We start from the raw sequence: 24,493 nt of genomic DNA on the forward strand, positions 1-24,493 counted from the left end.
GAGCGGCTTCAAGCAACCGGCCGGCGCGCCCGAAGTGCCTGCGCAAGCGTGCCTTCGTCCAGATAATCGAGCTCACCTCCAACCGGAAGGCCGTGCGCCAACTGACTGAGGCGAACAGGAAATCCTTCCAGTCGCTCGGCGAGATAATGGGCCGTCGTCTGGCCTTCCAATGTTGCGTTCATCGCCAGGACTACCTCGTCGATGCCGCCCGCCGATACCCGGCGCACAAGCTTGTCGATGGTCAGGTCCTCGGGCCGCACACCTTCCAGCGCGGAGAGCCGTCCACCAAGCACATGGTAACGCCCCGGGAAAAGTCGCGAACGGTCGAGCGCCCAAAGGTCCGCGACCTCCTCGACCACGCACAGCATTTTCTCGTCGCGGCGCGGATCCCGGCAGATCGAGCATGGGTCCGACGTGTCGACATTGCCGCAGGTTGAGCAGGTCGAAAGCTTGTCGGCCACCGTCTGCAGCGCTGAGAGAAGCGGCTCCAGCGCCGCCTGCCGGCGCTTCATCAGGTGCAGCACCGCGCGTCGAGCCGAGCGCGGCCCCAATCCGGGCAACCGCGCCAGCGCCTGGCTCAATGCTTCGATTTCCTGACTTGCCACTCTGCCTGCGGAGGTAGGCAATTCCGCGCGCTTTCGCCATAGGCGCAGCAATGCGGGTCATCTTCATGGGATCGCCGGACTTCGCGGTGCCGAGCCTCAATGCGCTCGTCGAGGCAGGCCACGAGGTCATCGCGGCTTACGCCCAGCCCCCGCGCCCCGCCGGGCGGGGCAAGGCGGACCGTAAGACGGCGGTGCATGGGCGGGCGGAGCAGCTCGGGATCGCCGTGAGAACGCCACGGACTCTCCGCGATCCGGACGAGCAGGATCGGTTTCGACGGCTCGATGCGGATGTCGCAATCGTGGCGGCCTATGGGCTTATCCTGCCCAAACCGATCCTCGACGCGCCTAAAAAGGGCTGCATCAACGTACATGCTTCGCTCCTTCCACGCTGGCGTGGCGCGGCGCCGATCCAGCGGGCGATCCTCGCCGGGGACGAGATCAGCGGCGTCACCATCATGCAGATGGAGGAAGGGCTCGACACCGGCCCGATGCTGAACAAAGTCATACTGGACATTCGTGGAAAGAATGCTGGGCAAGTCACTGAAGAATTGTCTGTTCTTGGGGCACGAGCGTTGCTCGACTGGTTCGCCGATCCGACTCCTGCCGAGGCGCAGCCCGAGGACGGGGTCACCTATGCGAGCAAGATCGACAAGGTGGAGGCGCGGATCGACTGGACGCAGCCTGCCCATAAAATCGAGCTTCAGGTCCGCGCCTTCGCGCCGACACCGGGGGCGTGGTTCGAAGCAAACGGCGAACGGATCAAGCTGCTGGATGGCAAAGCCGCGACGGATGCTTCGGGCGGAGCAGGCGAAGTTCTGGACGACTGCCTCAGCATCGCCGCCGGCGACGGCTACATCCGCCCGCTAAAGGTCCAGCGGGCGGGCCGGGCGCCGATGGCCCCGGGCGAGCTGCTTCGCGGCTTCGCAATCCCCAAAGGCACGATCCTGAAGTGACGCGCTGGCGACTTACCATCGAGTTCGACGGCGGCCCATTCATGGGCTGGCAGCGCCAGGACCACGGGCCATCGGTCCAGCAAACGCTCGAGGAAGCCGTCGAGCGGATGGTCCACGAGCGCGCAGTTTTCACCGCAGCCGGCCGAACCGACGCTGGCGTGCACGCCTTGGCGATGACGGCACATGTCGACATCGAGCGTGATCTAACGCCGCACCGCCTCCGCGAGGGCCTGAACGCGCTGGTCCGCCCGCAACCGATCTCGGTGCTGGAGGTGCAGGAAGCGCCTGACGACTGGCACGCGCGCTTCTCGTGCATCCAGCGCCGCTACCTCTACCGCATCCTCAACCGCAGGGCCCCGCCTGCACTCGAAGCCGGGAAGCTCTGGCATGTACCCGTCGCCCTGGACGTCGAGGCGATGCAGGAGGGTGCCTCGATGCTGATCGGACGCCATGACTTCACGACCTTCCGATCGGTGCACTGCCAGTCCGACAGTCCGGTGAAGACGCTTGACCGGCTGGACGTCACGCGGAACGGCGAAGAGATCCATATCCAGGCGGCGGCGAGAAGCTTCCTGCACCACCAGGTGCGCTCGATGGTCGGCTGCCTGGGCCTGGTGGGCCGCGGGCAGTGGCGACCGGAGGACATGGGCAAGGCCCTGGAGGCGCGTGACCGGGCCTCGCTCGGCCTCAACGCTCCGCCACACGGACTTTACTTTGTCGAGGCGGTCTACCCTTAGACGAGGATCTCGCGAGCGGAGGGCCGGCTCTCCCAGCCCTGCGGGCTTGCCGTAAGCGCATAGGCGCCTGCTGCGAAGATCGCGATGACGTCACCCGGCTCCGCACGCGGCAATTCCACCTGATCGCCGAACACGTCATGGGGCGTCGCGAGGCAGCCGGTGACGGTGACGACTTCTTCTGCCGCATCTTCGTAGCGGCCCGCGATGGCGATCGGATAGTTGCCGCGGCCGCGCTCCAGCAGGCAGCCTGTCGCCCTGAGCAGATGATGGCCGCCGCCATCTGTCGTCAGGAAAGTCTCTCCGCAGCTTTCGGTGCGGTCGAGAATGCGGGTCAGATAGACCCCTGCCTCGCCCACCAACCATCGCCCGAGCTCCAGTGACAGGCGGGTGGTCGCGAGCAGTTCCGGGCCATGGCACAGGGTGTCGTGAAGCGCCTCGGCCATACGATAGATGTCGAGTGGCTCATCCCCGTGGAGGCAAGGGACGTCAAAGCCGCCCCCGAGGTTCAGCTCCGGCAGCGGCAGTCCCAATTTGTCGGCGATGTCGCCGGCGCAGTGGATGATCGCCTTGTGCGCCTGGATCAGCGCATCGGTGTCCAGGCATTGAGCAGCCGCAAAGATATGGACGCCCCGCCAATCCACCCCGGCCTCGATCAGCCCCTGGACAACCGACGCCGCGCGTCCGGCGTCGATTCCGAACGGGCTCGCACAGGCGCCGAGCGTCAGCTTGCCGGCCTCGATCGAGAAAGGAGGGTTCACGCGGACCGCGAGCTTCGGCTGAATGCCGAGACGTTCGGCAGCGAGGATCGCGCGGCGAGCCTCTCCTTCGCTTTCGACGCTGATCGTTGCGCCGGCGCTTATGCCCGCCTCAAGCTCGTCGTCGCGCTTTCCGGGACCCGCGAAAGTAATCGGAATTCCGGCAAGCTTGGCGGCCTTCAGCCGCTCCAGCTCGCCGCGAGAAACAATCCGGAAGCCGTCCACATACCTGCCAAGGAAATGCAGCAGATCCTCATAAGGGTTTGCCGAGACGGTATAATAGATCGCCAGCCCGTCTGGCATCGCGGCCTTCAGGCGGGCGAATTGACCGCCGATGATATTGTTGTCGTAGACGAAGAGCGGCGTGCCGCCAGCTTCGTCGATAATCTCGTCGGCGCGAATGCCGCTGATCATCAGCTGCCCGTCGGTATCGGCGGCGAAATAGGGTGGGATCGGGCCACTCGGCTTCATCCTGTCCCTCCCCTGTCCCGCTCGCCTTATTCCGCGGCCAGCGCTTCGAATTCCATCGACGCGAGGAATTTCTCAGCGTCGAGGGCGGCCATGCACCCCGTTCCGGCCGCCGTGACGGCCTGGCGGTAAATCTTGTCCATCACGTCGCCGCACGCAAAAACGCCCGCTACGTTCGTTCGCGTCGTGCCGAGCTCGACCTTGATGTAGCCGTCCTCATCGAGCTCAAGCTGGCTGGCGAACAGCTCGGTCGCCGGCTTGTGGCCGATGGCGACGAACGCGCCATCGACGGGAACCCGCGTGATCTCTCCCGTGAGCTTGTTGAGCACATCAAGGCCGACCAGAGCTTCGGGCTCGCCGCCGCCCACGAACTCGACGACTTCGGAATCCCACATCAGCTTGATGTTCGGATGCGCAAAAAGCCGGTCCTGAAGGATCTTCTCGGCGCGGAGCGAATCGCGGCGGTGGATCAGGGTGACGTCATGGCTGTGGTTGGTGAGGTAAAGCGCCTCCTCAACCGCGGTATTGCCGCCGCCGATCACCGCCACCCGCTTGCCGCGGTAGAAAAAGCCGTCGCAGGTTGCGCAGGCGGAGGCGCCCCTGCCCTTCATATGTTCTTCCGAAGGAAGGCCGAGCCACTTGGCCTGGGCGCCCGTCGCAATCACCAGCGTGTCCGCGAAATAATGCGTGCCGCCGTCCCCGCTCAGCCGGAATGGTCGCCGCGATAGGTCCACTTCGGCAATGTGGTCCCACACGATCTTGGTGCCGACATGCTCAGCCTGGGCCTGCATCTCTTCCATCAGCCAGGGCCCCTGGATGACGTCGCGGAAGCCGGGATAGTTCTCGACATCGGTCGTAGTGGTCAGCTGGCCGCCCGGCTGAATGCCCTGGATGACGATCGGCGCGAGGCCGGCGCGCGCCGCGTAGATGGCGGCGGTCAGCCCTGCGGGGCCGGAACCGAGGATCGCAACGCGGGTGGAAATGCTGTTCGTCATGGGTCCGATTTAGTGCTCAATGGAAATTAAACCAGCCGATCTTGCTGTGTAACCTGCCCCCGGCAGGTCACACGAGCCTCGATTGCTTCAGCGCAGCTTCGATGAAGCCCGCAAAGAGCGGGTGCGGCTCGAAGGGCCGGCTCTTGAGCTCCGGATGGAACTGGACGCCGATGAACCAGGGATGGTCAGGCCGCTCGACAATCTCCGGCAGCTGATCGTCCGGCGACATACCGGAGAAAATCAGCCCAGCGCCCTCGAGCGCATCGCGGTAGTGGACGTTGACCTCGTAGCGATGGCGGTGTCGCTCGCTGATCTCGTCGCTGCCGTAGATAGAGCGGACGACACTATTCCCGTCCAGCTTGGCGGGATAGGCGCCGAGCCGCATCGTTCCCCCGAGATCGCCGCCGGCCGCCCGTTTCTGCAGACCCTCCTCGCTCATCCATTCGGTGATCATGCCGACCACCGGCTCAGGCGTCTCGCCGAACTCAGTCGTCGAAGCCTCTTCGATCCCGGCCTGGTTCCGCGCCGCCTCGATGCAAGCCATCTGCATACCGAGGCAAATTCCGAAAAACGGTATTTCGCGCTCGCGAGCGAATTTCACGCTGGCGATCTTCCCCTCGCTGCCGCGCTCGCCGAACCCGCCGGGGACGAGTATCCCATGCAAGGGCTCCAGCCCGGCGACGATGTCGGCCTCCGGATGCTCGAACAGTTCGGCATCGATCCACTCGATATTGACCTTCGCTCGATTGGCGATGCCGCCGTGGACAAGAGCCTCGCGAAGGCTTTTGTAGGCATCGGGAAGGCCTACGTACTTCCCAACGACACCGATCGTGACCTCGCTGTCGTAATGATCGATGCGGTCCATGATGTCGTTCCAGACCGCGAGCTCGGGTTCAGTCGCGTCGACGATGCCGAATGCGCGCAGCACTTCGTCGTCGAGACCGCCGGCATGATAGGAAAGCGGCACATCGTAGATATTGCGGGCGTCGAGCGCCTCAATGACCGCCGACTTCGGCACGTTGCAGAAAAGCGCGATCTTCTCACGCTCGCTGTCGGGGATTTCCTTCTCGGTCCGGCAGAGAAGCACGTCCGGCTGGACACCCAGGCTGGAAAGCTCTCGGACGCTATGCTGCGTCGGCTTGGTCTTGAGCTCGCCGGCCGCCTTGATCCACGGGACAAGGGTCGTGTGGACACTGACGGAATTGCCGCGGCCGAGGTCGTTGCGAAGCTGCCGGATCGCTTCGATGAACGGCAGGCTTTCGATATCTCCGACGGTCCCGCCAATCTCGCAGATGACGAAGTCGACATCGTCGGTGTCCGCGACCGCGAAATCCTTGATGGCGTTGGTGACATGGGGGACGACCTGGACGGTCGCGCCGAGATAGTCGCCGCGACGCTCCTTCGCGATGATGTCCCGATAGATGCGCCCGGTCGTGATGTTGTCGGACTGCTTTGAAGAGACCCCAGTGAATCGCTCATAGTGGCCGAGATCGAGATCGGTCTCGGCTCCGTCGTCCGTCACATAGACCTCGCCGTGCTGATACGGGCTCATCGTGCCCGGATCGACGTTCAGATAAGGATCGAACTTGCGGATGCGGACCTTGAATCCGCGCGCCTGGAGGAGAGCCCCCAAGGAGGCTGAAAGGAGACCTTTACCAAGCGAGGAGACCACGCCGCCGGTAACGAAAATGAACCGCGCCATGGGATTCGAGGCTTAAGTCGCTTCCGCCGACTTCCGCAAGCCGGGGAGCGAAAAATTATTGTGAATGATGAAGATTATTGGGCCAGCGGAACCGCGGGCGCAGCGTCATTCTGCTGAGGCTGCGCGCCCGGAAGCGGAGCCGCAGGCGTCTGAGCCGGCTGGCTGTTCTGCGCCGGGCGCTTGCTCGCAAGCGAGGTATCGATCTTCGGCGTTTCGTGAGTCACGCCGGCGATTGCGGCCATCAGGATCGACAGGACGATGAAAATTCCCCCAAGGATCGACGTCGACCGCGTGAGGAAATCGGCGGCGCCGCGCGCCGTCATGAAACCGGAGGAGCTGCCGCCCACGCCAAGTCCGCCACCCTCAGAACGCTGCATCAAAATCACGCCGATCAGCGCGATTGCGATAACTGACTGAACGATCAGGAGAAAAGCGAACATGATGGACTTTCTTGGAAGCTTGAGCGAGGCGATCTAGGCGCCTTCGGCCTAGGCTTCAACCTTCTCAGCGGCAGCCGCGACGATCGGGATGAAATCCGCCTGCTTGAGGCTTGCTCCGCCAACGAGTGCGCCGTCGACGTCCGGCACCGCAAAGATCTCCGAGGCATTCGACGCCTTTACCGACCCGCCGTAAAGGATACGCACGTCGGCGCCGTCGGCGCCGTAGGCCTCCTGCAGTTGTCGCCTAAGCGCCGCATGCATTTCGGCAATTTCGGCCATGGTCGGGATCTTGCCCGTGCCGATCGCCCAGATCGGCTCATAGGCGATCGCCAAGCGGTTCGGGTCAGCCTGTCGCGGGAGAGAGGCCGCAAGCTGAGCACATACAATCTCAACCGCTGAGCCCGCCTCGCGGACAGCAAGGCTTTCTCCAATGCATAAAATAACGTCCAGTCCGCAGGCCAGCGCGGCCTCGGCCTTGGCCTTCACTTCCTCGTCGCTCTCACGCTGCGCGTCGCGACGCTCGGAATGACCAACGATCGTGAGCTTTGCGCCGGCGTCCCGCAGCATCTTCGCCGAGATGCAGCCCGTGTGCGCACCCTGCTCGGCAAAATGGACATCCTGCCCGCCTATCGGAAGATCGACGGCACGAGCGGCACGTTCGATAAGGATCGCAGGCACGCAAAGGGCCACGTCTACTTGCGGATAATCGCGCGCGGTGCGCGCAATTGCCTCGATCTCCGCAATGTCGCCGGACATTCCGTGCATCTTCCAATTGCCGGCGACGAGCTTCTTGAGTGCCATTCAATCCCCCTTCAGCGGACGTGCCCCTAGCCTCCCGAGCCCGCAAGCGGAAGCCGCGCCTTGATGCGGTTCGGCAGCGCCTCTAAAGCCGCACGACTTTCACTGCCCACGGACCTCCATGCTCACCTCCTTCCGCCGCCTTTCCAAGTCAAAAGTCGGAACGGCGATCATCGCCACATTCTTCGTCCTGATCCTGATCGGGTTCGCGATGAGCGATATCCGCAACTTCGGTTCGGGCGACATCGGTTTCGGCTTGAGCAGCTCAACGATCGCCAAGGTCGGCGACCAGCGCATCTCGGATCGGGAGCTTAACGACGCGGTGCAGCGGCGGCTGCAGCAGGAGCGGCAGCAAAACCCTGACGCCGACTACAATACTGTTGCCCGCGACTTCGATCGCATCCTTGCCGCGCTGATCGACCAGAACGCGTTGATCGCATTCGCAAGCAAGCATGGGTTCCCCCTTTCCAAGCGGCTCGTCGACGCTGAAATCGCACAAATCCCGGAGACACGGGGCTTCAACGGGCAATTCAGCGAGCAGGCCTATCAGGGTTTCCTGTCGCGCCAGCGCTTGACGGACCGCCAAGTTCGCCAGCTGATCACTGGCGGGCTCATCCAGCGCTTGCTCCTTGGGCCTGTCGCGGTGAACCCGCGAGTCTCCGTTGGGATGGCCACGCCATATGCATCGATGCTGCTGGAGGCACGCGAAGGCGAAGCTGCAATCATACCTATCGACATGTTCAAGGCGGGTCTCAATCCCACCGACCCGGACCTGCAGCGTTATTATGCGGCCAACCGCGCTCGCTACGTGATACCGGAGCAAAGGGTCGTGCGGTTCGCGCGTATCGGCTCTGAGCAGGTCGCGAACGTCGCTGCCAGCGATCAGGAGATCGCTGCTTATTACAATTCGAACCAGGCAACCTACGGCGCCAAGCAGACGCGCGTGCTGAGCCAGGTCGTCGTGCCCGACCAGAATGCGGCAAACGCCATCGCCGCCCGCGCCAAGGGGGGCGCGAGCCTGAGCGCGGCTGCTGCCCCGGCCGGAGCCAATGCGGCGGTAAGCGCACTCGGACCTCAAACGCGAGAGGCCTATGCCTCCGTCGCGGGCAACAACGTCGCCGCGGCCGTCTTCGGTGCTGCCTCGGGCGCAGTTGTCGGGCCCCTCAAGTCCGATTTCGGATGGGTCGTCGTGAAGGTCGATGCGATCAAGACCGAGGGCGGGAAGAGCCTTGAGCAAGCCAAGAGTGAGATTGCCGCGAAAGTCACGGCAGACAAGCGCAAGCAGGCGATCGAAGCGATCGTCGACCGGCTCCAGAACGCCGTGGATGACGGAAGCAATTTCAGCGAGGCGGCAGCGCAGTCGAAGCTCGAAGTGATCACGACGCCTGCGGTGATCGCGAACGGCACCTCCCGGGCGGATCCCGCCTATCGCCTTCCGCCGGATCTGGCTCCCGCGCTCAAGGGCGCGTTCGAGATGGCGCCTAACGATCCCCCCGAAATTGTCAGCCTGGGCGAAGACAAGGGATATGCCCTGGTTGCTCCGGGCGACGTAACCAGCGCAGCTCCCGCGCCGCTCGCGTCCATTCGTGACAAGGTGCTCGCCGACTGGACCGAGGCAGAAGCAGCGACGCGCGCTCGCGCGGCGGCCAATGCGATCGCGGCCAAGGCATCGAAGGGCACACCTCTTGGCAAGGCAGCCGAGGAGACTCGCGCTGGATTGCCGGCGGTCCGTCCACTCGCCGCGCGGCGTATCCAGATCGCGACGTCCAACGAACCGGTGCCGCCTCCGATGCAGGCTCTTTTCAGCCTGGAGCAGGGCAAGAGCCGGATGGTCGCCGACCAGAAGTCGCGGGTCTTCTTCGTCGTGAAAGTGAACAAGGTCGTTCCCGGCAACGCCCTCCTCCAGCCCGGGCTGATCAGCAGGATGCAGAACGAGCTCCGCGAAGCGCTTTCGAACGACTATGCGACGCAGTTCCTTGCGGCCATCCGGGCCGACGCTGAGGTGCGCCGGAACGAAAGCGCCATCGTGGCGGCCAAGCAAAGGCTGACGGCAAGCGGAAGCTGACACCCAGCGGCACTTGACGCGCCAGCCTTTGTTGCCTAGACGTTCCCTATTCGTTCTGAGGGGGTCGGTCGATGCTGACGGCAAAGCAGCGTGAATTGCTCCTGTTTATCGATGAGCGCCTGAAGGCTGGCGGCATATCGCCAAGCTTCGATGAAATGCGGGAGGCGCTCGACCTTCGTTCCAAATCGGGAGTTCACCGTCTTATCTCCGCGCTCGAGGAGCGAGGATTCATTCGGCGGCTGCCAAATCGAGCGCGTGCCCTGGAAGTCGTGAAGCTGCCGGAGACGGCTCCCGCTGCACGGCCGATGCAGGCCGTGCCAGCCCCCGCCAATGACACGCTCGATCTTCCGCTTCATGGCCGGATCGCTGCCGGCACGCCGATCGAGGCACTTCAGGGAACGGAGACTTTCCCGGTCCCGGCGGCTCTCCTCGGTCCCGGCGAACATTATGCGCTCGAGGTGTCCGGCGATTCGATGGTCGACGAAGGCATTCTCGACGGCGATTTTGCGCTTATCCGCAAGGTCGACACCGCGCGGGACGGCGAGATCGTGGTCGCGCTGATCGATAATGAGGAGGCGACGCTGAAGACCTATCGCCGCGAAGGGCGGATGATCCGGCTCGACCCGGCGAATTCGCGCTACGAACCGCAGCGGTACGACGGAGGACGAGTGATCATCCAGGGGCGGCTGGCAGGGCTGATCCGGCGTTACTGAGCGGCCGACGAGGAGCGTAGGAAATGGCGCGCATCGATTATGTCGAGCTCCCAAGCGCGACGGCGCATGAGCTCACGCGGGCCTTCTACAATAAGGCTTTCGGCTGGGCGTTCACCGACTATGGGCCGACCTATTCGGCCACCGAAAGCGGCACGACCGACCTCGGCCTGCAAGGCGATCCGTCCGGAGCGCTTGCCGCGCCGCTGCCCGTCATCCGGGTCGACGACCTCGAAGCAGCATTCGACATGGTCTCGAGGGCCGGCGGAACGATCGCCAAGCCGATCTTCAGCTTCCCGGGGGGTCGCAGATTCCACTTCATCGATCCGGGCGGCAACGAGCTTGCCGTCTGGCAATCTGCCAGCGAATAGCGAAGTCGATTACTCGGCAGTCGTCGGGTCGATGATGCTCCGGACCTGCGAGATCTTGTTGGCGGGGAAACCGCCGCGCTCCGCATGCTCTCGGATCATGTCTTCATTGTCCGCACGGTAGACGCAGTAGATCTTGTTGTCCGTCACGTAGGAGTGGACCCACTGAATCTGGGGACCGAGGTCGCGAAGGACCGAGCAACTTGTCTGCGAAGCGCCCTTCAATTCTTCCGGTCCGAGCTGTCCAACGCCCGGCATGTCCCGTTCAATCACATATTGCGGCATGCCCATCTCCTGTGCGCAACGACTCAGGCATCCATACGACGATCTATTGGAACCGTCACATGGCCCAGGGATGCGCTCCAACGCGCGCACTGACGGTGTCGATCTGTGCCGCATCGAGATAGACCGCGGCTCCCCCGGTCTTGGCCAACGTGGACCGGTCGAGCTTCAGCCATCGCGGCGTACATCCTCGCGGGAGGCGACGGTCCGAGACCGCGATGTCGGCGTCGGCGCAGGCGACCGTCAGGCTGGCCCAGTCCAGGCGAGTCGGCGAGCGGGTTGCAAGGATCTGCCATCGGCCCCCTTCGGACATCAGGCGGGCGACGCAGGCATCGCGGGAGCAGGCGGCATAGGGACGCGCCTCCAATGCTTGGGGAGCTCCATCGAAGCCACTGGCTTCCGAAAGCAGTGACTGCATGTAATCGCCGGTGCGATCACGCAGGATGTAGGGGGTTCCGTCGGCGTCGACGACGGCAAGGTGCCGACCGTCGCCACTGACCAACAGATCGGGGGTCGGGGCAGTCATCCCCGCGAAAGCGCCAGCGGCGATGGGAAGGATCGCTAGCGCGCGCATTCTGCTGGCCCAGAGGCAGAGCCACAGCCCGCCTCCCACCATCAGTGCGAAGGCCGATGCCGGCATGGAAGGCACCATAGCCACGGCGCCTTTGGCGGAAGCGACCAGATGAGCCATGCCGACGAGCGCGTCGATCGCCTGGCCGCACATGGCCCACAAAAGCCCGCCCAGAGGCGTCCGGTCGAGCAGCAACGCCGCGACCTCGATCGGCATGATGATGAAGGTTGTCAGCGGGATAGCGACGATATTCGCCACAACCCCATAAAGGCCTGCCTTGTGGAAATGGAACAGCGCCAGCGGAATTAGCGCAAGCTCTACCGCCAGCCCCGTTGCAACCATCGCAAGCAAGGCTCGAGCAAGGCGAGCGATCGGTCCCTCGTCGCGCCTTTGGAAGAGCCGCCGCGCAAACGCGGTGGAATGGAGGGCGACGATCGCCGTGACCGCGGCGAAGCTCATCTGAAAGCTCGCCCCTGCCACGGCTTCGGGCCGGAACATGAGAATCAACAGCGCTCCAACGGCAATCAGCCGGATGCTGATTGCCTCCCGTCCAAGTGCGATGCCGCCGAGCACCAACAACGCGGCGACGCAGCTTCTAACGGTCGGAACCTGTGCGCCGGTGAGCAAGGTATAACCGACGCCGGCAGCGGCCGCGAAGCCGGCCGAGATCAGCACGAGGTTGAACCGGAGCGCCAGATACTCGCTAAGGGCGAGCAAACGGAGGCTCAGGAACATTGCCGCGGCGATGACAGCAGCGATGTGGAGGCCACTGACCGACAGGAGATGAGTCAGGCCGCTCCGCCGCATGGCCTCCGCGTCCTGCTCGACCACCGCATTCTGGTCGCCGGTCGCGAGCGCAATGGCGATCCCAGCCTCCTGCGCTGAGAGGCCGTTCGCGATCTGCCTCCGCAACCTGTCGCGGAGGTTTTGCAAACCCTGTGTTTCCACCGGCGTCACGATGGTCAGCCGTCCCAGCGCCTTGCCGACCGCGCCGATCTGCTTGAACCAGGCATCGCGCGCGAAGTCGTAGGTGCCCGGGAGGGCCATGGGCGGCGGTGGAGCAAGGCGTGCCCTGACGCGGATGAGCGCGCCTGGCGCCACGTCGGGCGGCGCCCGTTCCTCATCGACCGAGACCCGCACTCGCGGAGGAAGTGCCGGCGTCTGAGGGGCGACCAAAAGGCGGATGCTGCTCTTTGCGGCAAGATAGTCGACGGCTTCGACCGTCCCCAGCAATTCGACGACCATTGGGGCGGCCAGTCGTGGCGCCGCAAGGCTTTCCGCCCTTATCCAAACGATCGCGCAGCCGACTGCGGCAGCGAGCGAAAACCACCCCAAGGCGCGACCCGATCGCCCGCTCGCGAAAACCAATCCAACTAGGGCAATGCCGGCTGCCAAACACAGGAAGGCAGTCCACTGGCGATTCGTGTCCAAGGCGAACCACGCCGCGATGCCGCTTCCGAAGCCCACGGCGAGCCACGGCGGAAGCTGGGCGCGCTCAATCTCGAGCAGCTTCTCCAGCTCCTCGTGAAGCGCGGAAATCCGCGTCTTCCAATAGCTCCGAGCACGCTGTGGAAGAGGCGCTTCCCCTATGTTAGGGGCGCTCGTCCATTGCATTGCAAAACGGAAAAGAGAGGAAAGCGCGCTTGAGCGCAAGTCGTTCGTCGCAACCTGTAGTTACGCGTTTCGCACCGTCGCCAACCGGATTCCTTCATATCGGCGGCGCGCGGACCGCGCTCTTCAACTGGCTCTTCGCCCGTCATCACGGCGGCAAGTTCCTGCTGCGCATCGAAGATACCGACAAGGTGCGCTCCACCAAGGAAGCGATCGACGCGATCCTCGACGGCATGCACTGGCTCGGCCTCGATTGGGACGGGCACGAATATTACCAGTCCCAATTCTGGGCGAGGCACGCGGAGGTCGCGCACAAGCTGCTCGAACGCGGCCACGCCTATCGGTGCTACATGACAAGCGAAGAGCTCGCCCAGCAGCGGGAGAAGGCACAGGCCGAGCGGCGGCCCTTTCGAATCAACAGCCCGTGGCGCGACGCCACCGATCCGCAAGGCGACAAGCCGTTCGTGATCCGACTCAAGGCCCCGCGCGACGGGGAGACGGTCATCGAGGACCGCGTCCAGGGCCGGGTAACGGTCCAGAATGCCGAGCTCGACGACTTCATCCTGCTGAGATCGGATGGCTCGCCTACCTATATGCTGGCGGTTGTCGTGGATGATCACGACATGGGCGTCACGCACGTCATTCGCGGCGACGACCACCTTAACAATGCCTTCCGCCAGCTTGCGATTATTCGCGCGATGGGTTGGCCCGAGCCGGTCTACGCGCACGTTCCGCTAATCCACGGACCGGACGGCGCAAAACTGTCGAAGCGGCACGGCGCGCTTGGCGTCGATGCTTATCGCGACGAGCTTGGAATGCTTCCGGAAGCCGTCGACAACTACCTGCTCCGTCTTGGTTGGGGCCATGGCGATGACGAGATCATCAGCCGCGAACAGGCGATCGAATGGTTCGACCTCGACCATGTCGGCAAGTCACCGTCGCGATTCGACTTCAAAAAGCTGGAAAATCTCAATGGTCACTACATTCGCGAAGCCGACGACGGCCGCCTCGCAGATCTCATCGCGCCGCAGCTGGGCTTAGCCGACGAGCAGAAAGAATTGCTGGTGCGCGCGATGCCCGAGCTCAAGGCCCGCGCGCACACCCTCCACCAACTCGGCGAGGGCGCCGGGTTCCTCTTCGCAAGCCGTCCGCTCGACCTCGACGAGGCAGCGTCCGGCCTCTTGACCGAAGATGCGAGGAGCCTGCTTGCCGCTGCCCACCAGGCGCTCGCCAATGTCGATGACTGGTCCCACGGTGGAACCGAACAGGCCATTCGCGCGGTTGCCGACCAAGCGGGTTTGAAGCTCGGAAAGCTTGCTCAGCCCCTTCGCGCTGCGCTGACTGGCCGAACGACGTCGCCTGGCATTTTTGACGTGCTTGTTTTGCTGGGTAAGGGCGAGAGCCTGGCCCGCATAGAAGATCAGATACTGGAGCCCACCGAATGACCGACAGGAACGTGACCCTCAGCACCGAGGGCAAGGACTTCAACTACCCCATCTTGGAGGGGTCAGTGGGTCCCGAGGTCTTCGACGTGCGGAAGCTATACGGTCAAACCGGGATGTTCACCTACGACCCGGGCTTCACCTCGACGGCCAGCTGCCAAAGCGCGATCACCTATATCGATGGCGAAAAAGGCGTGCTGCTCCACCGGGGATATCCGATTGACCAGCTCGCCGAGAATTCGACGTTCATGGAGGTCGCTTATCTCCTCCTCCACGGGGAGCTGCCTAAGGGCAGCGAACTCCACGACTTCACCTACACCATCAGCCGCCACACCATGCTCCATGAGCAGCTCGCGACCTTCTACCGCGGGTTCCGGCGGGACGCGCATCCGATGGCGATCATGTGCGGCGTCGTCGGCGCCCTGTCGGCATTTTATCACGACAGCACGGACATCACCGATCCCGAGCAGCGGATGATCGCTTCGCACCGGCTGATCGCGAAGATGCCCACGATCGCGGCGATGGCTTACAAATATTCGGTCGGCCAGCCCTTCCTCTATCCGGACAACAGCCTGAGCTACACCGGAAACTTCCTTCGAATGACCTTCGGCGTGCCCGCCGAGCCTTACGCGGTAAACCCGGTTGTCGAGCGTGCGATGCGCCGAATTTTCATCCTCCATGCCGACCATGAGCAGAACGCATCGACATCGACGGTGCGCCTGGCCGGGTCGTCGGGGGCGAACCCCTTTGCATGCATCGCTGCCGGCATCGCCTGCCTGTGGGGCCCGGCGCATGGCGGCGCGAACGAAGCAGCGCTCAACATGCTGCGCGAGATCGGCGACGTTAAGCGAATTCCCGAATATATCGCCCGCGCCAAGGACAAGGACGATCCATTCCGGCTGATGGGCTTCGGCCACCGCGTCTACAAGAACTTCGACCCGCGCGCGAAAGTGATGAAGGCGACGGCGGACGAGGTCCTGAAGGAGCTCGGCAAGTCCGACCCCGTTCTCGACGTCGCCAAGGAGCTCGAGCAGATCGCTCTCAGCGACGACTATTTCATCGAGAAAAAGCTCTACCCGAACGTCGATTTCTACTCAGGCGTGATCTTGAACGCGATCGGTTTCCCGACCGACATGTTCACGGCCCTGTTCGCGCTTGCCCGAACCGTTGGCTGGGTCGCGCAGTGGAATGAGATGATCTCCGACCCCGAACAGAAGATCGGCAGGCCGCGGCAGCTGTACGTCGGCCAGCCGCAGCGAGACTACGTTCCGGTCGACAAGCGCTAGGGGCTGGGCAGCGTAAGTGTGAACTTGGCGCCGATTCCAGGCGCGCTTTCCAGAGTCACGTCGCCTCCCATGGTTCGTGCGAGCCGCCGGGAAATCGCAAGGCCGAGACCGGTGCCCCCTTCTCGCGGATTGGCACGCTCGAATCGCTCGAAGATCCGTTGCTGATCAGCCGGATCGATGCCCGAACCCTCGTCTGTGACGGTCACCGAAACAGTCCCGGGCGTCTTGGCGAAGGTGAGCCGAACCGTGCTGCTGTCCGGCGAATGGCGGACGGCATTGCCGATCAGATTGACCAGGATCTGGATAACGGCGCGCTCCTCGCCGTTCGCCGGCAGCGCCTCATCCGCCTCCAGCAAGATCGTGATGCTTTTCTCCTCGGCGACCGATTCCAGCAGGACGACCGCCTCCGCGGCAAGAGCGGCGAGGTCGATCGTCTGATGCGCCTGGATCGATCCCTCGTTCATCGCCCGCACGACCGACAGCAGATGCCTGGCGGCAGCGGCGATGTCGCCGCCGTAATTGGCGTAGTCGCTGCGTAGCGGGCCGTCCGCACGCTCCACGATCCGCTCCGCGCTCTCGATGATCCGATCCAGTGGAGAGCGAAGGGCCTCGTCCAGGGCATGGTCGAATGCAGCGCTGCGCACCGGAGTCTGATTTGACTCGCCGGACGCTTGCTCGACCTCGACAGTGCCGCGGAATCCAGCAAACGCGCCGTCCGCGCTCGTGACGACCTCGCCGTTGAGGACCAGACTTTGCCCCTCGTCCGATCGGCTTCGCGCGCGCTGTCCTGTAAAGCTGCGGCGGGCGGCCAGAGCGCTAATCAGTGGCATCTCGCCAGCTTCGTCCTCTTCGAGCCGAAGAACGCGCGTGAGGGCCTGTCCGGCCGTCTCGGCAACGTCCACGCCCAGGAACTCGGCCAGCTCGCTAGATAGCGAGATCAGGCGAAGTTCCTCGTCTGCAGCCCATTCGAGTTGTGGCGTCGCGGCCTCCGACTCGCCGGAGCCGCCCAGGAGCGATCCCAGGCGGGGCCCGGCCGGAGCGCGCGGCTGCCAACCTTCAATTGTCAGGGCCACGCCCTCGCTATCCGGCGTTGCGCGGACCCAAAGCTCCAGATCGTGGTCCGTTGCCGCAGCGGTCGCCGGCCTGGAAACCGAAATGCCGAGCTTCCGGGCAAGCTGCGCCACGGCTGCGAGCTGTGGGAGCGCAAGCGTCTGTCCGAGGCCCGATCCGGCCTCGCGCTGCAGTGCCTCCAGCTCCGGGTCGGCTGATACGAGGCGTCCAGCCTTGTCCAGGCGCCCACGGACGATATTCGGTTCAGACGGTGCGCTTGCCATGCCCAAAGCCCAAAGCCGTAACCGCATCGCGGTAGGTCTGATCGGTGGTCAGCCAGGTACGGGCGCTTTCGATTTCCGCGTCCGTCAGGGCGTCGAAGACATCTATGGCCTTACCAGGGTTCGCCATTCCGAGAAGATCGCCGATACCTGCCAGCAGGCTTGCAGCGACTTGTCGCGACAATTTCGCGGTGCGAAGCACGGCCATCGATCGCCGCTCGTCCGCTGAAAGCAACTCATCGAACACCACATCGGCCGGGATTCCCGAACGCCGGGAGACCGCCTCGGCGACAAACGTCATTTCGCCTTCCATGGCGGCGGCGACGATGGCCTCCTCACCGAGGTCTTCTTCTTCGTCGAGCATCCTCGCCAGCGTTGCCGTCAAGGCCTCGATCCCGCTGCCGGGGTCATGACTGGCAAGGACTTGCCTCGCCGCTTCCGACAGCTGGCGGTCCGCCGCAGCGGAGCCAACGATACCTCCGAGCTCAGGGCGAAGAGCAGCGCAAATAGAGTGCACCAGGCTCCCTGCCTCCGCGGTGGGAAGATCGTCAAAATGAAGCAGGCACTGACCGAATCGATCGCGACGCTTCCCGCGTCCCAGGATCAGGGCCATTGCGGCGGCAGCGACAGCGCCATCTGCGTGGCTGACCAATCCCTGGAGCACCCGGGACTCCCGGCGACCGCTCCGTGCGGCGGCGGCGGTGGCGATCCGCTCCTCATCGGCGCGACGCAGCAGCAAGCTGACCAAGGCGGGCCGATCCAGCAGCCGGCGCGAAACCAGCACCTCGACTAGCCGCAAATTGCCGTCGTCGTTCGCGGCGGAAAGACCGCTGGGCAGAGCGGCCCGCAACTCATCGGCAATGTCGCCGACAAGGCAATGGAGCATGGCCGTCATCAGCGCGCGCTCCTGCTCCGTCAGTCGCTCTTCGGGGTGCAGGAAGAAGTCCGTCCGGACCGTGGACAGACGGTCGCGGCCCGCGAGGCGCGCGGGCGCGTTCTGGTCGGCTGCAGGCGCAGCAATCGGCCACTCTTCGGGCAGCATCGACTGCCGTGTAGCCGAATTCGGTTAAATTCGCGTCAACTCGGTCGCAGGTGCCGCGCGTGCTGGATGTAGAAGAAGGAAAGCGCCGCATAGGCGAGTAGCGCAACCAGGCACCCGGTCCAGGCGCCGAATATCGCGAAGGGAATCGCGGCGAAGATTCCGGCGCGCCGTGAAAACAGCCACTCGTGCCCGGGGATTGGCAACGCGCCTTTCTCAATCCGCGCAGCCTCGGCGAATGCCGCCACGCAGGCGGCGGCGAGAAACGCCCCCCAGCTGCTTGCGTGCCGGGCGTCCCACCAGCCCAATGCCAACAGCGCAGCTCCCGAGGCGGGCCAGAGCGCAGTTCGGGAAAGCAGCCGCGTCGGCAGGGGACGAAGTCGCAAGGTCGCGAGGCGGGCCCCGATGATATCCAGCGGACTTGAAACCACGAGGAAGACGAGAGCAAGCACCGGCCAGCCTTCGAGAAACGCCACGGCGGCCCCCAGCGTCAGCGCAAGGGCAATCCACACCAGCCAGATCGGGCGGACATTGCTGTCCATCAGCTGTTCCGTCGCCAGTTCCTCGAGCGGCGGAAGAAGGTAGCGGCTGACCCAGTCGGTCCGCGGCGCACGCGACGACGAAATCATCAGCCGCTGGAAATCCTGCAGCTGCTCCGCCCGGTCGACGAGCAGAGGCTCGCCCTCCCCGTCGCCGATCGGAACCCGCAACGCTCCGTCCTGAAGGGTGCGTCGCAAAAGCGTCGATTGGAGGTCCCAATCCCCCAGCATGGCGGCAGTCGACCCGAGAAGTCCTGCCTCGACGAGAGCGACGCCCGCCCAGCGAACTTCGGCGTCGATACGTTCATAGGCCTCGTGCGCATCGTCATCGCGCAAGGTCGCGACGACCGGCTCCGATTCTTCCGCCATTCGGGCGATCAGCTCCACGGGCGGGACAATCCCGTCACCGATGAGGAGGATCATCGATCCCGCCTCGAATCGGCTCACCGCCTCGTGGACGTCACTGACGGGGAAAACGCCGATGCCGTCTAGCCGAAGGCGCTCGAAAGCGTCCTGCAAGGCCTGCGGGACTCGCTCGACCACCACGACGATCGGAGCTGCTCCAACCGACGAGGCGCAGCGAACCTGATATTCGAGCAGCGTCCGGCCGGCGAGCGGAAGGAGTGCCCGCAGACCCCCGGAATCGTCTTCCTGATAAGCGCCGATGAGCGCCCCAGGCGCCATTGAGCCTCCCCCTCTCGTGCCGCTCAGCGAACCCTCTCTAATCGCTTTCGCGCGCGAGCAAAGATGATAAACTGCTTTGGCCATGAACCCGTTCGCAAAGCGCGCCGAACCCCTGTCACCGGCAGTGGAAGAGACAGAAATCCTCGAGCTTGGAGGCGATCCGGTCGCGATCGAGCCCGGCTTCGACGAGAATCACTGGCGCGAAAGCCGAGCCGAGGCCCATGGAGCCGGCGGGCGCCAGGTACTTGGCATCGCGCTGTCGGTCGTCGCCGCGCTCTGGCTGGCGTTCACCGCCTGGTCCGCGGGACGCGCGCTCGCGGCACAGCCGATTTCATCGCCACTCTTCGCGCAATGGGTGGCAGTCGCGGCCGGTCCGTTGGCTTTGCTCGGCCTTGCATGGCTGATCTTCGGACGCACCCGGCGCAAGGAAGCGGAAAAATTCACGCGGTCGGTCGTCGCCATGCGGTCCGAAGCGCAATCGCTCGAGGCGTTGCTCGAGGTCTTGTCGCAACGGATCGGTGACAGCCAGGCCGAGCTTACGATGATGTCGCAGCACCTCATGCAACTCGGCGACGAGGCAACCGGCAAGCTCGGCGGCATTACCCGCGAAATGGACTCCAGCAGCGAGAGGCTGCTTCGCCACGGCGAGGCTCTCGATCGTGCGGCCGAGTCCGCAAGAAACGATATTGCGGTGCTTCTGGACGACTTGCCGCGTGCCGAAGAAGCGGCGCGCGCCGCAGCCGAGCAGATCAGGCAGGTCGGAAGCGAATCCTCGGGCCGGACCGGACAGCTGACCGAGCAGGTCGCGGGTCTCACCGAACGCGTCCGCGAGGCGGATCGACTCGTCGGCGAAGCAACGGATCGGTTCACCCAGCGCCTGGCGGAAATCGAACAGGCGGGACCGGCCGCCACGGCGAGGATCAACGAAGCCGAATCCAGCCTATCCGCCGCCGTCGACACATTGCTCGAGCGGACGGCCGCAAGTCTCGAGGAAATTCGCTCCGGTATCGACGCACAATCGACCGCCGTATCCGCGTTGGTGTTCCAGGCCTCGGCCGGAATCGGCAAGGCGGGAGCTGAAGCCTCAGAGGCGCTGGCGTCGAATGTGGATCATGCCAACACCACACTGGAAGGCCTCTCCGCGCGGGTCGCCGAGCAGGAACGAGCATCGCAGCGGATGATCAGCGAGATCGACCGCGGCCTTGCACTCATTGACGAGCGCTTCACCCAGCTCGCCGCCCGCGGCGACGAGCGCGCGAACCGTTTCGTTGAATCCCTCACACGCGCTCGCACCGAGCTGGACACTATCGGCGCGCAGGCCTCGGGCCATGACAATGCATTGGGTGCGCTTGCCGATCGAACAGCGGCCCTTCGCGAACAGATTGACGGGCTGGTCGGTGAAATCCGCGAAGGCGTCAGCGCTGCGATCGGAGAAGCCCAGGGAGCCGCGGACCAATTGGGAGCTTCGACCGCGAGCGTGAAGCCCGAGGTGCAATGGGTGCGCGAAGCGGCCATGGAGGCGAGCGACCGGCTCGCCGGGACCGTCACTCAGGTGGCCGATCAGCAAGACCGGCTCGCGGCCCTATTGGCGAGCGTCGATGATGGTGTCGGCCAGGCCCAGTCGCGACTCTCCGATCTCTCGTTGGCGCTGGGAAGCGCGCAGGCCGAGGCAGCGAACCTGAGCGCCGAAACCGCTCCCGCGCTTGTCGCGGCGCTCGTCCAAGTACGCGAAGCCGCTGCTCACGCGGCCGAGCGCGCTCGAGAAGCAATCGGAAGCGTCATTCCGGAAAGCGCCGGCAAATTGTCCGAACAGACGCGCGGCGCACTTGAGCGCGTCATTCGCGAGAGCATCGACGAGAAGCTGCGGGAAGTTGAGCAGACTGCCGCCAGGGCCGTCGAGTCCGCGCGGGCGGCTTCAGACCGCCTGACCCAGCAGATGCTAACGCTCGGCCAGAGCGCGGCCGCGCTGGAGCAGCATATCGAGGAAACCAGCAAGACCCAGCGCGAGAAGGATAGTGAAGCCTTCGCTCGCCGGGTTTCCCTGCTCATCGACTCGATGCACTCCGCGGCGATCGACGTCGGCAAGATCCTGTCGGACGAGATCGACGACAAGTCCTGGGATTCCTACCTGAAGGGCAATCGAGGCGTATTCACGCGACGCGCCGTCCGCCTGATGGGCGGAAGCGAGACGCGCGCGATTGCCGCCCACTTCGAAAGCGACATGGAGTTCCAGCGCTCGGTCAACCGCTACGTTCACGACTTCGAATCGATGCTGCGTCGAGTCCTCGCCGAACGCGACGGCGGGATAATCGCCGTGACATTGATGTCTTCCGACATGGGCAAGCTCTACGCGGCGCTTGCCGGAGCCGTTGAGAAGCGCCGCTAGCTCTTGATCCGACTGTAGATGTCGAGGTCGTCCGGAGTGACCCACCCGTACGCCCAGTTCGCATAATAGAGCGCGAACAGCAGTGCGCCCAGGATCGCGGCTTTCAGGAGGTGGCGGCCGACGTGAAAGCGGTGCGGCGCGCTGTCGGCCTGACCCGGAATGCATTCTCCCCCGACCTCTTCCGTGGTTCGAACGCCAAACGGGAGCAGGACGAATGCGCTCGCGCAGAAGAAGAGGAAGTAGATCGCAAGGATCGACGTAAACCTCATCGCCGGATCAGGCCGCTATCTCGAGGAGCATTACTTCAACCAGCGGCTTCTTTCCGGTCCACAGCGTGGCACATCGCCGAACGGCCAGGCGAACCGCCTCTTTCATTCGATCCTCGGCCTCCCCCGGCGTGAATGCGCGCGTCGCCGCGTCGGTGGCGTCCGCGATGAAGTCGTCCCGGTCTTCCTCTACCGGAACGCCGAAGGGCCGAATGAGCGGGGTACCGGCAAGCTTTCCGTCGCCACCCACCGGCAAAGCGACGGTGATCAGGCCACCGTAGCCGATGCGCCGCCGCTCATTCACGGTTGCGCCGTTCGCGGGCAGGATGACATCTCCGTCGAGGACAAGCTGGCCGACTCGGACCTCATCGACCTTCTTGGGATCTCCCGGCGCGAGGCGGATCACATCGCCGTTCTTCTGGACGACGGCGCTCGGCACACCATGACTCGTCGCAAGTCGCGCATGCTCGGCGAGATGGCGCGCCTCGCCATGTACCGGCACCACGATCTGGGGGCGCACCCATTCGTACATTTGCGTGAGCTCGGGCCGGCCGGGATGCCCCGACACGTGAACATGCGCCTGGCGTTCGGTGACTATGCGCGCGCCTATGTCCGAGAGCTGGTTCATGATGCGTCCGATCGCCACCTCATTTCCGGGAATGATGCGAGACGAGAAGATCAAGGTGTCGCCCTCGGCGAGCTTCAGATCGTGATTGCCGGAGGCGATGCGACCGAGGGCCGCCCGCGGCTCACCCTGGCCACCTGTTGCGATGATCAGCAGCTCGCGCTTCGGCAGCCGCATTGCTTCGTCGAAGCTGACTGGGGGCGGAAAGTCCTTCAGGTAACCCGTTGCCTGAGCCACGCGAAGGATCCGCTCCAGCGATCGGCCCGCGATACACACCCGGCGTCCGGTCTCCACGGCCACCCTGCCGATCGTCTGGAGCCGGGCGGCGTTTGACGCGAAAGTCGTGACGAGCGCCCGTCCCTGGGCCTTCTCGACTTGGTCACGCAGACCCGCGTGGACGCTTTCCTCAGACCCCGAGGGCTTGTCCTGGAAGACGTTTGTCGAATCGCAGACGAGAGCCAGCACTCCCTGGTCGCCGATCCGCGTGAGCGCCTCGGTACTCGGCGCCTCGCCGATCACCGGGGTCTCGTCGATTTTCCAGTCACCCGTGTGGAAGATATTGCCGAAAGGCGTTTCGATCAGCAGCCCATTGCCTTCGGGAATGGAGTGCGAAAGCGCCACGAAGCTCACGCGGAACGGTCCGAGCTCGATGCTACCGCCGCGCTCGACAATGTTGAGCTTTACGGCGCCCGTGAGGCCCTCTTCCTCAAGTTTCCCTGCGATAAGGCCCGCTGTGAAAGGCGTTGCGAACAGCGGGACCTTAAGCTCTTCGGCAAGATAGGGCAGCGCGCCGATGTGATCCTCGTGCCCGTGGGTCAGCACGATCCCGGCCAGCCGCTCTTGCTGGCTTTCTATGAATTCAAGATCGGGAAGGATGAGCTCGATACCCGGATAGCTCGGATCGGCGAATGTGAGCCCGAGGTCGACCATGATCCATTGACCGCGGCAGCCGTAGAGATTGACGTTCATGCCAATCTCGCCGGATCCCCCGAGCGCGCAGAACAAAAGCTCTTCGCCGGGAATCATCTTGTACTCGTCATCTGGAGCCGCGTGTCGCCATGTCGTGCAACAGGCTCAAACCCTGGATCGTCAGATCGGGTTCAATTGCATTGAAAACATCGGTGTGCTCGTCGAACAGGTCCGCGAGCCCGCCGGTTGCGACGACAGTCACCGGCCCGCCGATCTCCCGCTTCATGCGCTCTACCAAGCCTTCGATCATCGCGACATATCCCCAGTAGATGCCGATAAGCATCTGCCCGCTTGTCGTGCGACCGATGACACCGAGGTCCTTCTTGGGCGCTTCGATCGCGATCCGCGGGAGCTTGGCCGCGGCATTGACCAGCGCATCAAGCGAGAGGTTGATCCCCGGAGCGATGATACCGCCCCTGTAGGCGCCCGACCCATCGACATAGTCGAAGGTCGTCGCCGTCCCGAAATCGACGACGATCAGGTCGCCCGGATGCTTCGCGTGGGCCGCGATGGCGTTCAGGGCGCGGTCGGCCCCGACGTTGTGCGGTTCGTCGACGTCGAGCTTCAGCGGCCAGGCGGTGCCGCCCTGCCCGGCAACCATTGGCTCAACATGGAAATACTTGGCGGCGAGGACTTCGAGGTTGTGCAATGCACGCGGGACGACCGTACCTATGATCACCGCGCTGACGTCTGCGCGCGAATATCCTTCGAGCTCCAGAAGCTGGTGAAGCCAGACCGAATATTGGTCAGCGGTGCGCCGAGGGTCAGTGGCAATGCGCCAGCGCGCCTTGATCTCGCCGCCGTCGACCAGCGCGAAAACCAAGTTCGTATTGCCGGCATCGATCGCTAGCAGCATGGGCGCGCCC

The 24,493-nt window shown here is 64.2% G+C and carries 22 protein-coding genes; 8 read left to right on the forward strand and 14 right to left on the reverse strand.

Annotated features, from left to right (window positions below):
• Positions 1 to 8: 8 nt before the first annotated feature.
• On the reverse strand, positions 9 to 605 hold the full coding sequence (gene recR / locus LZ538_RS11165; RefSeq protein ID WP_249832083.1) for a recombination mediator RecR: 597 nt from the start codon (positions 603 to 605) through the stop codon (positions 9 to 11).
• Between the two features lie 50 nt (positions 606 to 655).
• On the opposite strand from recR, the gene fmt reads away from it, so the two are divergent.
• Together fmt and truA are read left to right on the forward strand one after the other, a co-directional pair.
• Positions 656 to 1,558: a methionyl-tRNA formyltransferase gene (gene fmt / locus LZ538_RS11170; protein ID WP_249832084.1), complete on the forward strand. Its 903-nt coding sequence runs from the start codon at positions 656 to 658 to the stop codon at positions 1,556 to 1,558.
• Positions 1,555 to 2,295: a tRNA pseudouridine(38-40) synthase TruA gene (gene truA / locus LZ538_RS11175; RefSeq protein ID WP_249832085.1), complete on the forward strand. Its 741-nt coding sequence runs from the start codon at positions 1,555 to 1,557 to the stop codon at positions 2,293 to 2,295. Before fmt ends, truA begins: the two co-directional genes overlap by 4 nt.
• Here the strand turns inward: truA and LZ538_RS11180 are convergent.
• The 5 genes from LZ538_RS11180 to tpiA all read right to left on the reverse strand — a co-directional run bounded on the left by LZ538_RS11180 (position 2,292) and on the right by tpiA (position 7,456).
• Positions 2,292 to 3,521, reverse strand: coding sequence for a type III PLP-dependent enzyme domain-containing protein (locus tag LZ538_RS11180; RefSeq protein ID WP_249832086.1), 1,230 nt, complete (start codon positions 3,519 to 3,521; stop codon positions 2,292 to 2,294). The genes truA and LZ538_RS11180 overlap by 4 nt on opposite strands.
• A gap of 26 nt (positions 3,522 to 3,547) precedes the next feature.
• Complete coding sequence (gene trxB, locus LZ538_RS11185; RefSeq protein ID WP_249832087.1) at positions 3,548 to 4,513, reverse strand: thioredoxin-disulfide reductase; 966 nt, start codon at positions 4,511 to 4,513, stop codon at positions 3,548 to 3,550.
• Between the two features lie 67 nt (positions 4,514 to 4,580).
• The gene (gene pyrG, locus LZ538_RS11190) at positions 4,581 to 6,215 is read right to left on the reverse strand and encodes a CTP synthase (RefSeq protein ID WP_249832088.1); all 1,635 of its coding nucleotides are present in this window, start codon (positions 6,213 to 6,215) and stop codon (positions 4,581 to 4,583) included.
• Positions 6,216 to 6,289: 74 nt separating this feature from the next.
• Complete coding sequence (gene secG, locus LZ538_RS11195; protein WP_249832089.1) at positions 6,290 to 6,655, reverse strand: preprotein translocase subunit SecG; 366 nt, start codon at positions 6,653 to 6,655, stop codon at positions 6,290 to 6,292.
• A gap of 48 nt (positions 6,656 to 6,703) precedes the next feature.
• On the reverse strand, positions 6,704 to 7,456 hold the full coding sequence (gene tpiA, locus LZ538_RS11200; RefSeq protein WP_249832090.1) for a triose-phosphate isomerase: 753 nt from the start codon (positions 7,454 to 7,456) through the stop codon (positions 6,704 to 6,706).
• A 118-nt stretch (positions 7,457 to 7,574) separates the two neighbouring features.
• Between tpiA and LZ538_RS11205 the strand changes: the two genes are divergently transcribed.
• From LZ538_RS11205 to LZ538_RS11215, 3 genes are all read left to right on the forward strand, one after another.
• Positions 7,575 to 9,518 carry a peptidylprolyl isomerase gene (locus LZ538_RS11205; protein WP_249832091.1) on the forward strand — a complete coding sequence of 648 codons (1,944 nt, stop codon included), beginning with the start codon at positions 7,575 to 7,577 and terminating at the stop codon, positions 9,516 to 9,518.
• A 71-nt stretch (positions 9,519 to 9,589) separates the two neighbouring features.
• The gene (lexA, locus tag LZ538_RS11210; RefSeq protein WP_249832092.1) at positions 9,590 to 10,231 is read left to right on the forward strand and encodes a transcriptional repressor LexA; all 642 of its coding nucleotides are present in this window, start codon (positions 9,590 to 9,592) and stop codon (positions 10,229 to 10,231) included.
• A 23-nt stretch (positions 10,232 to 10,254) separates the two neighbouring features.
• Positions 10,255 to 10,599, forward strand: coding sequence for a VOC family protein (locus LZ538_RS11215; RefSeq protein WP_249832093.1), 345 nt, complete (start codon positions 10,255 to 10,257; stop codon positions 10,597 to 10,599).
• A 9-nt stretch (positions 10,600 to 10,608) separates the two neighbouring features.
• Here the strand turns inward: LZ538_RS11215 and LZ538_RS11220 are convergent, their stop codons facing one another.
• Together LZ538_RS11220 and LZ538_RS11225 are read right to left on the reverse strand one after the other, a co-directional pair.
• Positions 10,609 to 10,881 (reverse strand): DUF4242 domain-containing protein, encoded by a 273-nt coding sequence (locus LZ538_RS11220; RefSeq protein WP_249832094.1) that lies wholly within the window; start codon positions 10,879 to 10,881, stop codon positions 10,609 to 10,611.
• 55 nt (positions 10,882 to 10,936) lie between these two features.
• Positions 10,937 to 13,063 carry a ComEC/Rec2 family competence protein gene (locus tag LZ538_RS11225; protein ID WP_249832095.1) on the reverse strand — a complete coding sequence of 709 codons (2,127 nt, stop codon included), beginning with the start codon at positions 13,061 to 13,063 and terminating at the stop codon, positions 10,937 to 10,939.
• Between the two features lie 29 nt (positions 13,064 to 13,092).
• Here LZ538_RS11225 and gltX point away from each other — a divergent pair, with 29 nt between their 5' ends.
• A complete protein-coding gene (gene gltX, locus LZ538_RS11230; protein WP_249832096.1) occupies positions 13,093 to 14,505 on the forward strand; it encodes a glutamate--tRNA ligase in 1,413 nt (470 codons plus the stop codon).
• The gene (locus LZ538_RS11235) at positions 14,502 to 15,788 is read left to right on the forward strand and encodes a citrate synthase (protein WP_249832097.1); all 1,287 of its coding nucleotides are present in this window, start codon (positions 14,502 to 14,504) and stop codon (positions 15,786 to 15,788) included. Before gltX ends, LZ538_RS11235 begins: the two co-directional genes overlap by 4 nt.
• Here LZ538_RS11235 and LZ538_RS11240 read toward each other — a convergent pair.
• From LZ538_RS11240 to LZ538_RS11250, 3 genes are read right to left on the reverse strand one after another with little or no spacing between them, the layout of a single operon-like run.
• The gene (locus LZ538_RS11240) at positions 15,785 to 17,122 is read right to left on the reverse strand and encodes a sensor histidine kinase (protein ID WP_249832098.1); all 1,338 of its coding nucleotides are present in this window, start codon (positions 17,120 to 17,122) and stop codon (positions 15,785 to 15,787) included. The two genes, LZ538_RS11235 and LZ538_RS11240, sit on opposite strands and share 4 nt — an antisense overlap.
• Complete coding sequence (locus tag LZ538_RS11245) at positions 17,103 to 18,161, reverse strand: DUF2336 domain-containing protein (protein WP_249832099.1); 1,059 nt, start codon at positions 18,159 to 18,161, stop codon at positions 17,103 to 17,105. The genes LZ538_RS11240 and LZ538_RS11245 overlap by 20 nt, the downstream gene beginning before the upstream one ends.
• A gap of 35 nt (positions 18,162 to 18,196) precedes the next feature.
• Entirely contained in the window at positions 18,197 to 19,381 is a 1,185-nt protein-coding gene (locus tag LZ538_RS11250; RefSeq protein ID WP_249832100.1) for an NTP transferase domain-containing protein, read from the reverse strand.
• An 82-nt stretch (positions 19,382 to 19,463) separates the two neighbouring features.
• On the opposite strand from LZ538_RS11250, the gene LZ538_RS11255 reads away from it, so the two are divergent.
• On the forward strand, positions 19,464 to 21,767 hold the full coding sequence (locus LZ538_RS11255) for a coiled-coil domain-containing protein (protein WP_249832101.1): 2,304 nt from the start codon (positions 19,464 to 19,466) through the stop codon (positions 21,765 to 21,767).
• Here LZ538_RS11255 and LZ538_RS11260 read toward each other — a convergent pair.
• From LZ538_RS11260 to LZ538_RS11270, 3 genes are read right to left on the reverse strand one after another with little or no spacing between them, the layout of a single operon-like run.
• A complete protein-coding gene (locus tag LZ538_RS11260; RefSeq protein ID WP_249832102.1) occupies positions 21,764 to 22,036 on the reverse strand; it encodes a DUF1467 family protein in 273 nt (90 codons plus the stop codon). The genes LZ538_RS11255 and LZ538_RS11260 overlap by 4 nt on opposite strands.
• 7 nt (positions 22,037 to 22,043) lie before the next feature.
• Entirely contained in the window at positions 22,044 to 23,684 is a 1,641-nt protein-coding gene (locus LZ538_RS11265) for a ribonuclease J (protein WP_249832103.1), read from the reverse strand.
• 10 nt (positions 23,685 to 23,694) lie between these two features.
• Positions 23,695 to 24,483 (reverse strand): type III pantothenate kinase, encoded by a 789-nt coding sequence (locus LZ538_RS11270; RefSeq protein ID WP_249832104.1) that lies wholly within the window; start codon positions 24,481 to 24,483, stop codon positions 23,695 to 23,697.
• Between the last annotated feature and the right edge of the window lie 10 nt (positions 24,484 to 24,493).

This window comes from Sphingomonas hankyongi, assembly GCF_023516575.1.
GTDB classification, from domain to species: domain Bacteria; phylum Pseudomonadota; class Alphaproteobacteria; order Sphingomonadales; family Sphingomonadaceae; genus Sphingomicrobium; species Sphingomicrobium hankyongi.

Bases quoted from the DNA above. Each gene is read 5' to 3' on its own strand.
- LZ538_RS11270 (WP_249832104.1), bottom strand. From the start codon at position 24,483: ATGCTGCTAGCGATCGATGCCGGCAATACGAACTTGGTTTTCGCGCTG.
- LZ538_RS11260 (WP_249832102.1), bottom strand. From the start codon at position 22,036: ATGAGGTTTACGTCGATCCTTGCGATCTACTTCCTCTTCTTCTGCGCG.
- LZ538_RS11250 (WP_249832100.1), bottom strand. From the start codon at position 19,381: ATGGCGCCTGGGGCGCTCATCGGCGCTTATCAGGAAGACGATTCCGGG.
- LZ538_RS11235 (WP_249832097.1), top strand. From the start codon at position 14,502: ATGACCGACAGGAACGTGACCCTCAGCACCGAGGGCAAGGACTTCAAC.
- LZ538_RS11245 (WP_249832099.1), bottom strand. From the start codon at position 18,161: ATGCTGCCCGAAGAGTGGCCGATTGCTGCGCCTGCAGCCGACCAGAAC.
- trxB (WP_249832087.1), bottom strand. From the start codon at position 4,513: ATGACGAACAGCATTTCCACCCGCGTTGCGATCCTCGGTTCCGGCCCC.
- LZ538_RS11220 (WP_249832094.1), bottom strand. From the start codon at position 10,881: ATGCCGCAATATGTGATTGAACGGGACATGCCGGGCGTTGGACAGCTC.
- pyrG (WP_249832088.1), bottom strand. From the start codon at position 6,215: ATGGCGCGGTTCATTTTCGTTACCGGCGGCGTGGTCTCCTCGCTTGGT.
- LZ538_RS11255 (WP_249832101.1), top strand. From the start codon at position 19,464: ATGAACCCGTTCGCAAAGCGCGCCGAACCCCTGTCACCGGCAGTGGAA.
- LZ538_RS11225 (WP_249832095.1), bottom strand. From the start codon at position 13,063: ATGCAATGGACGAGCGCCCCTAACATAGGGGAAGCGCCTCTTCCACAG.
- LZ538_RS11265 (WP_249832103.1), bottom strand. From the start codon at position 23,684: ATGATTCCCGGCGAAGAGCTTTTGTTCTGCGCGCTCGGGGGATCCGGC.
- LZ538_RS11215 (WP_249832093.1), top strand. From the start codon at position 10,255: ATGGCGCGCATCGATTATGTCGAGCTCCCAAGCGCGACGGCGCATGAG.
- LZ538_RS11240 (WP_249832098.1), bottom strand. From the start codon at position 17,122: ATGGCAAGCGCACCGTCTGAACCGAATATCGTCCGTGGGCGCCTGGAC.
- LZ538_RS11205 (WP_249832091.1), top strand. From the start codon at position 7,575: ATGCTCACCTCCTTCCGCCGCCTTTCCAAGTCAAAAGTCGGAACGGCG.
- tpiA (WP_249832090.1), bottom strand. From the start codon at position 7,456: ATGGCACTCAAGAAGCTCGTCGCCGGCAATTGGAAGATGCACGGAATG.
- LZ538_RS11180 (WP_249832086.1), bottom strand. From the start codon at position 3,521: ATGAAGCCGAGTGGCCCGATCCCACCCTATTTCGCCGCCGATACCGAC.
- lexA (WP_249832092.1), top strand. From the start codon at position 9,590: ATGCTGACGGCAAAGCAGCGTGAATTGCTCCTGTTTATCGATGAGCGC.
- secG (WP_249832089.1), bottom strand. From the start codon at position 6,655: ATGTTCGCTTTTCTCCTGATCGTTCAGTCAGTTATCGCAATCGCGCTG.
- fmt (WP_249832084.1), top strand. From the start codon at position 656: ATGCGGGTCATCTTCATGGGATCGCCGGACTTCGCGGTGCCGAGCCTC.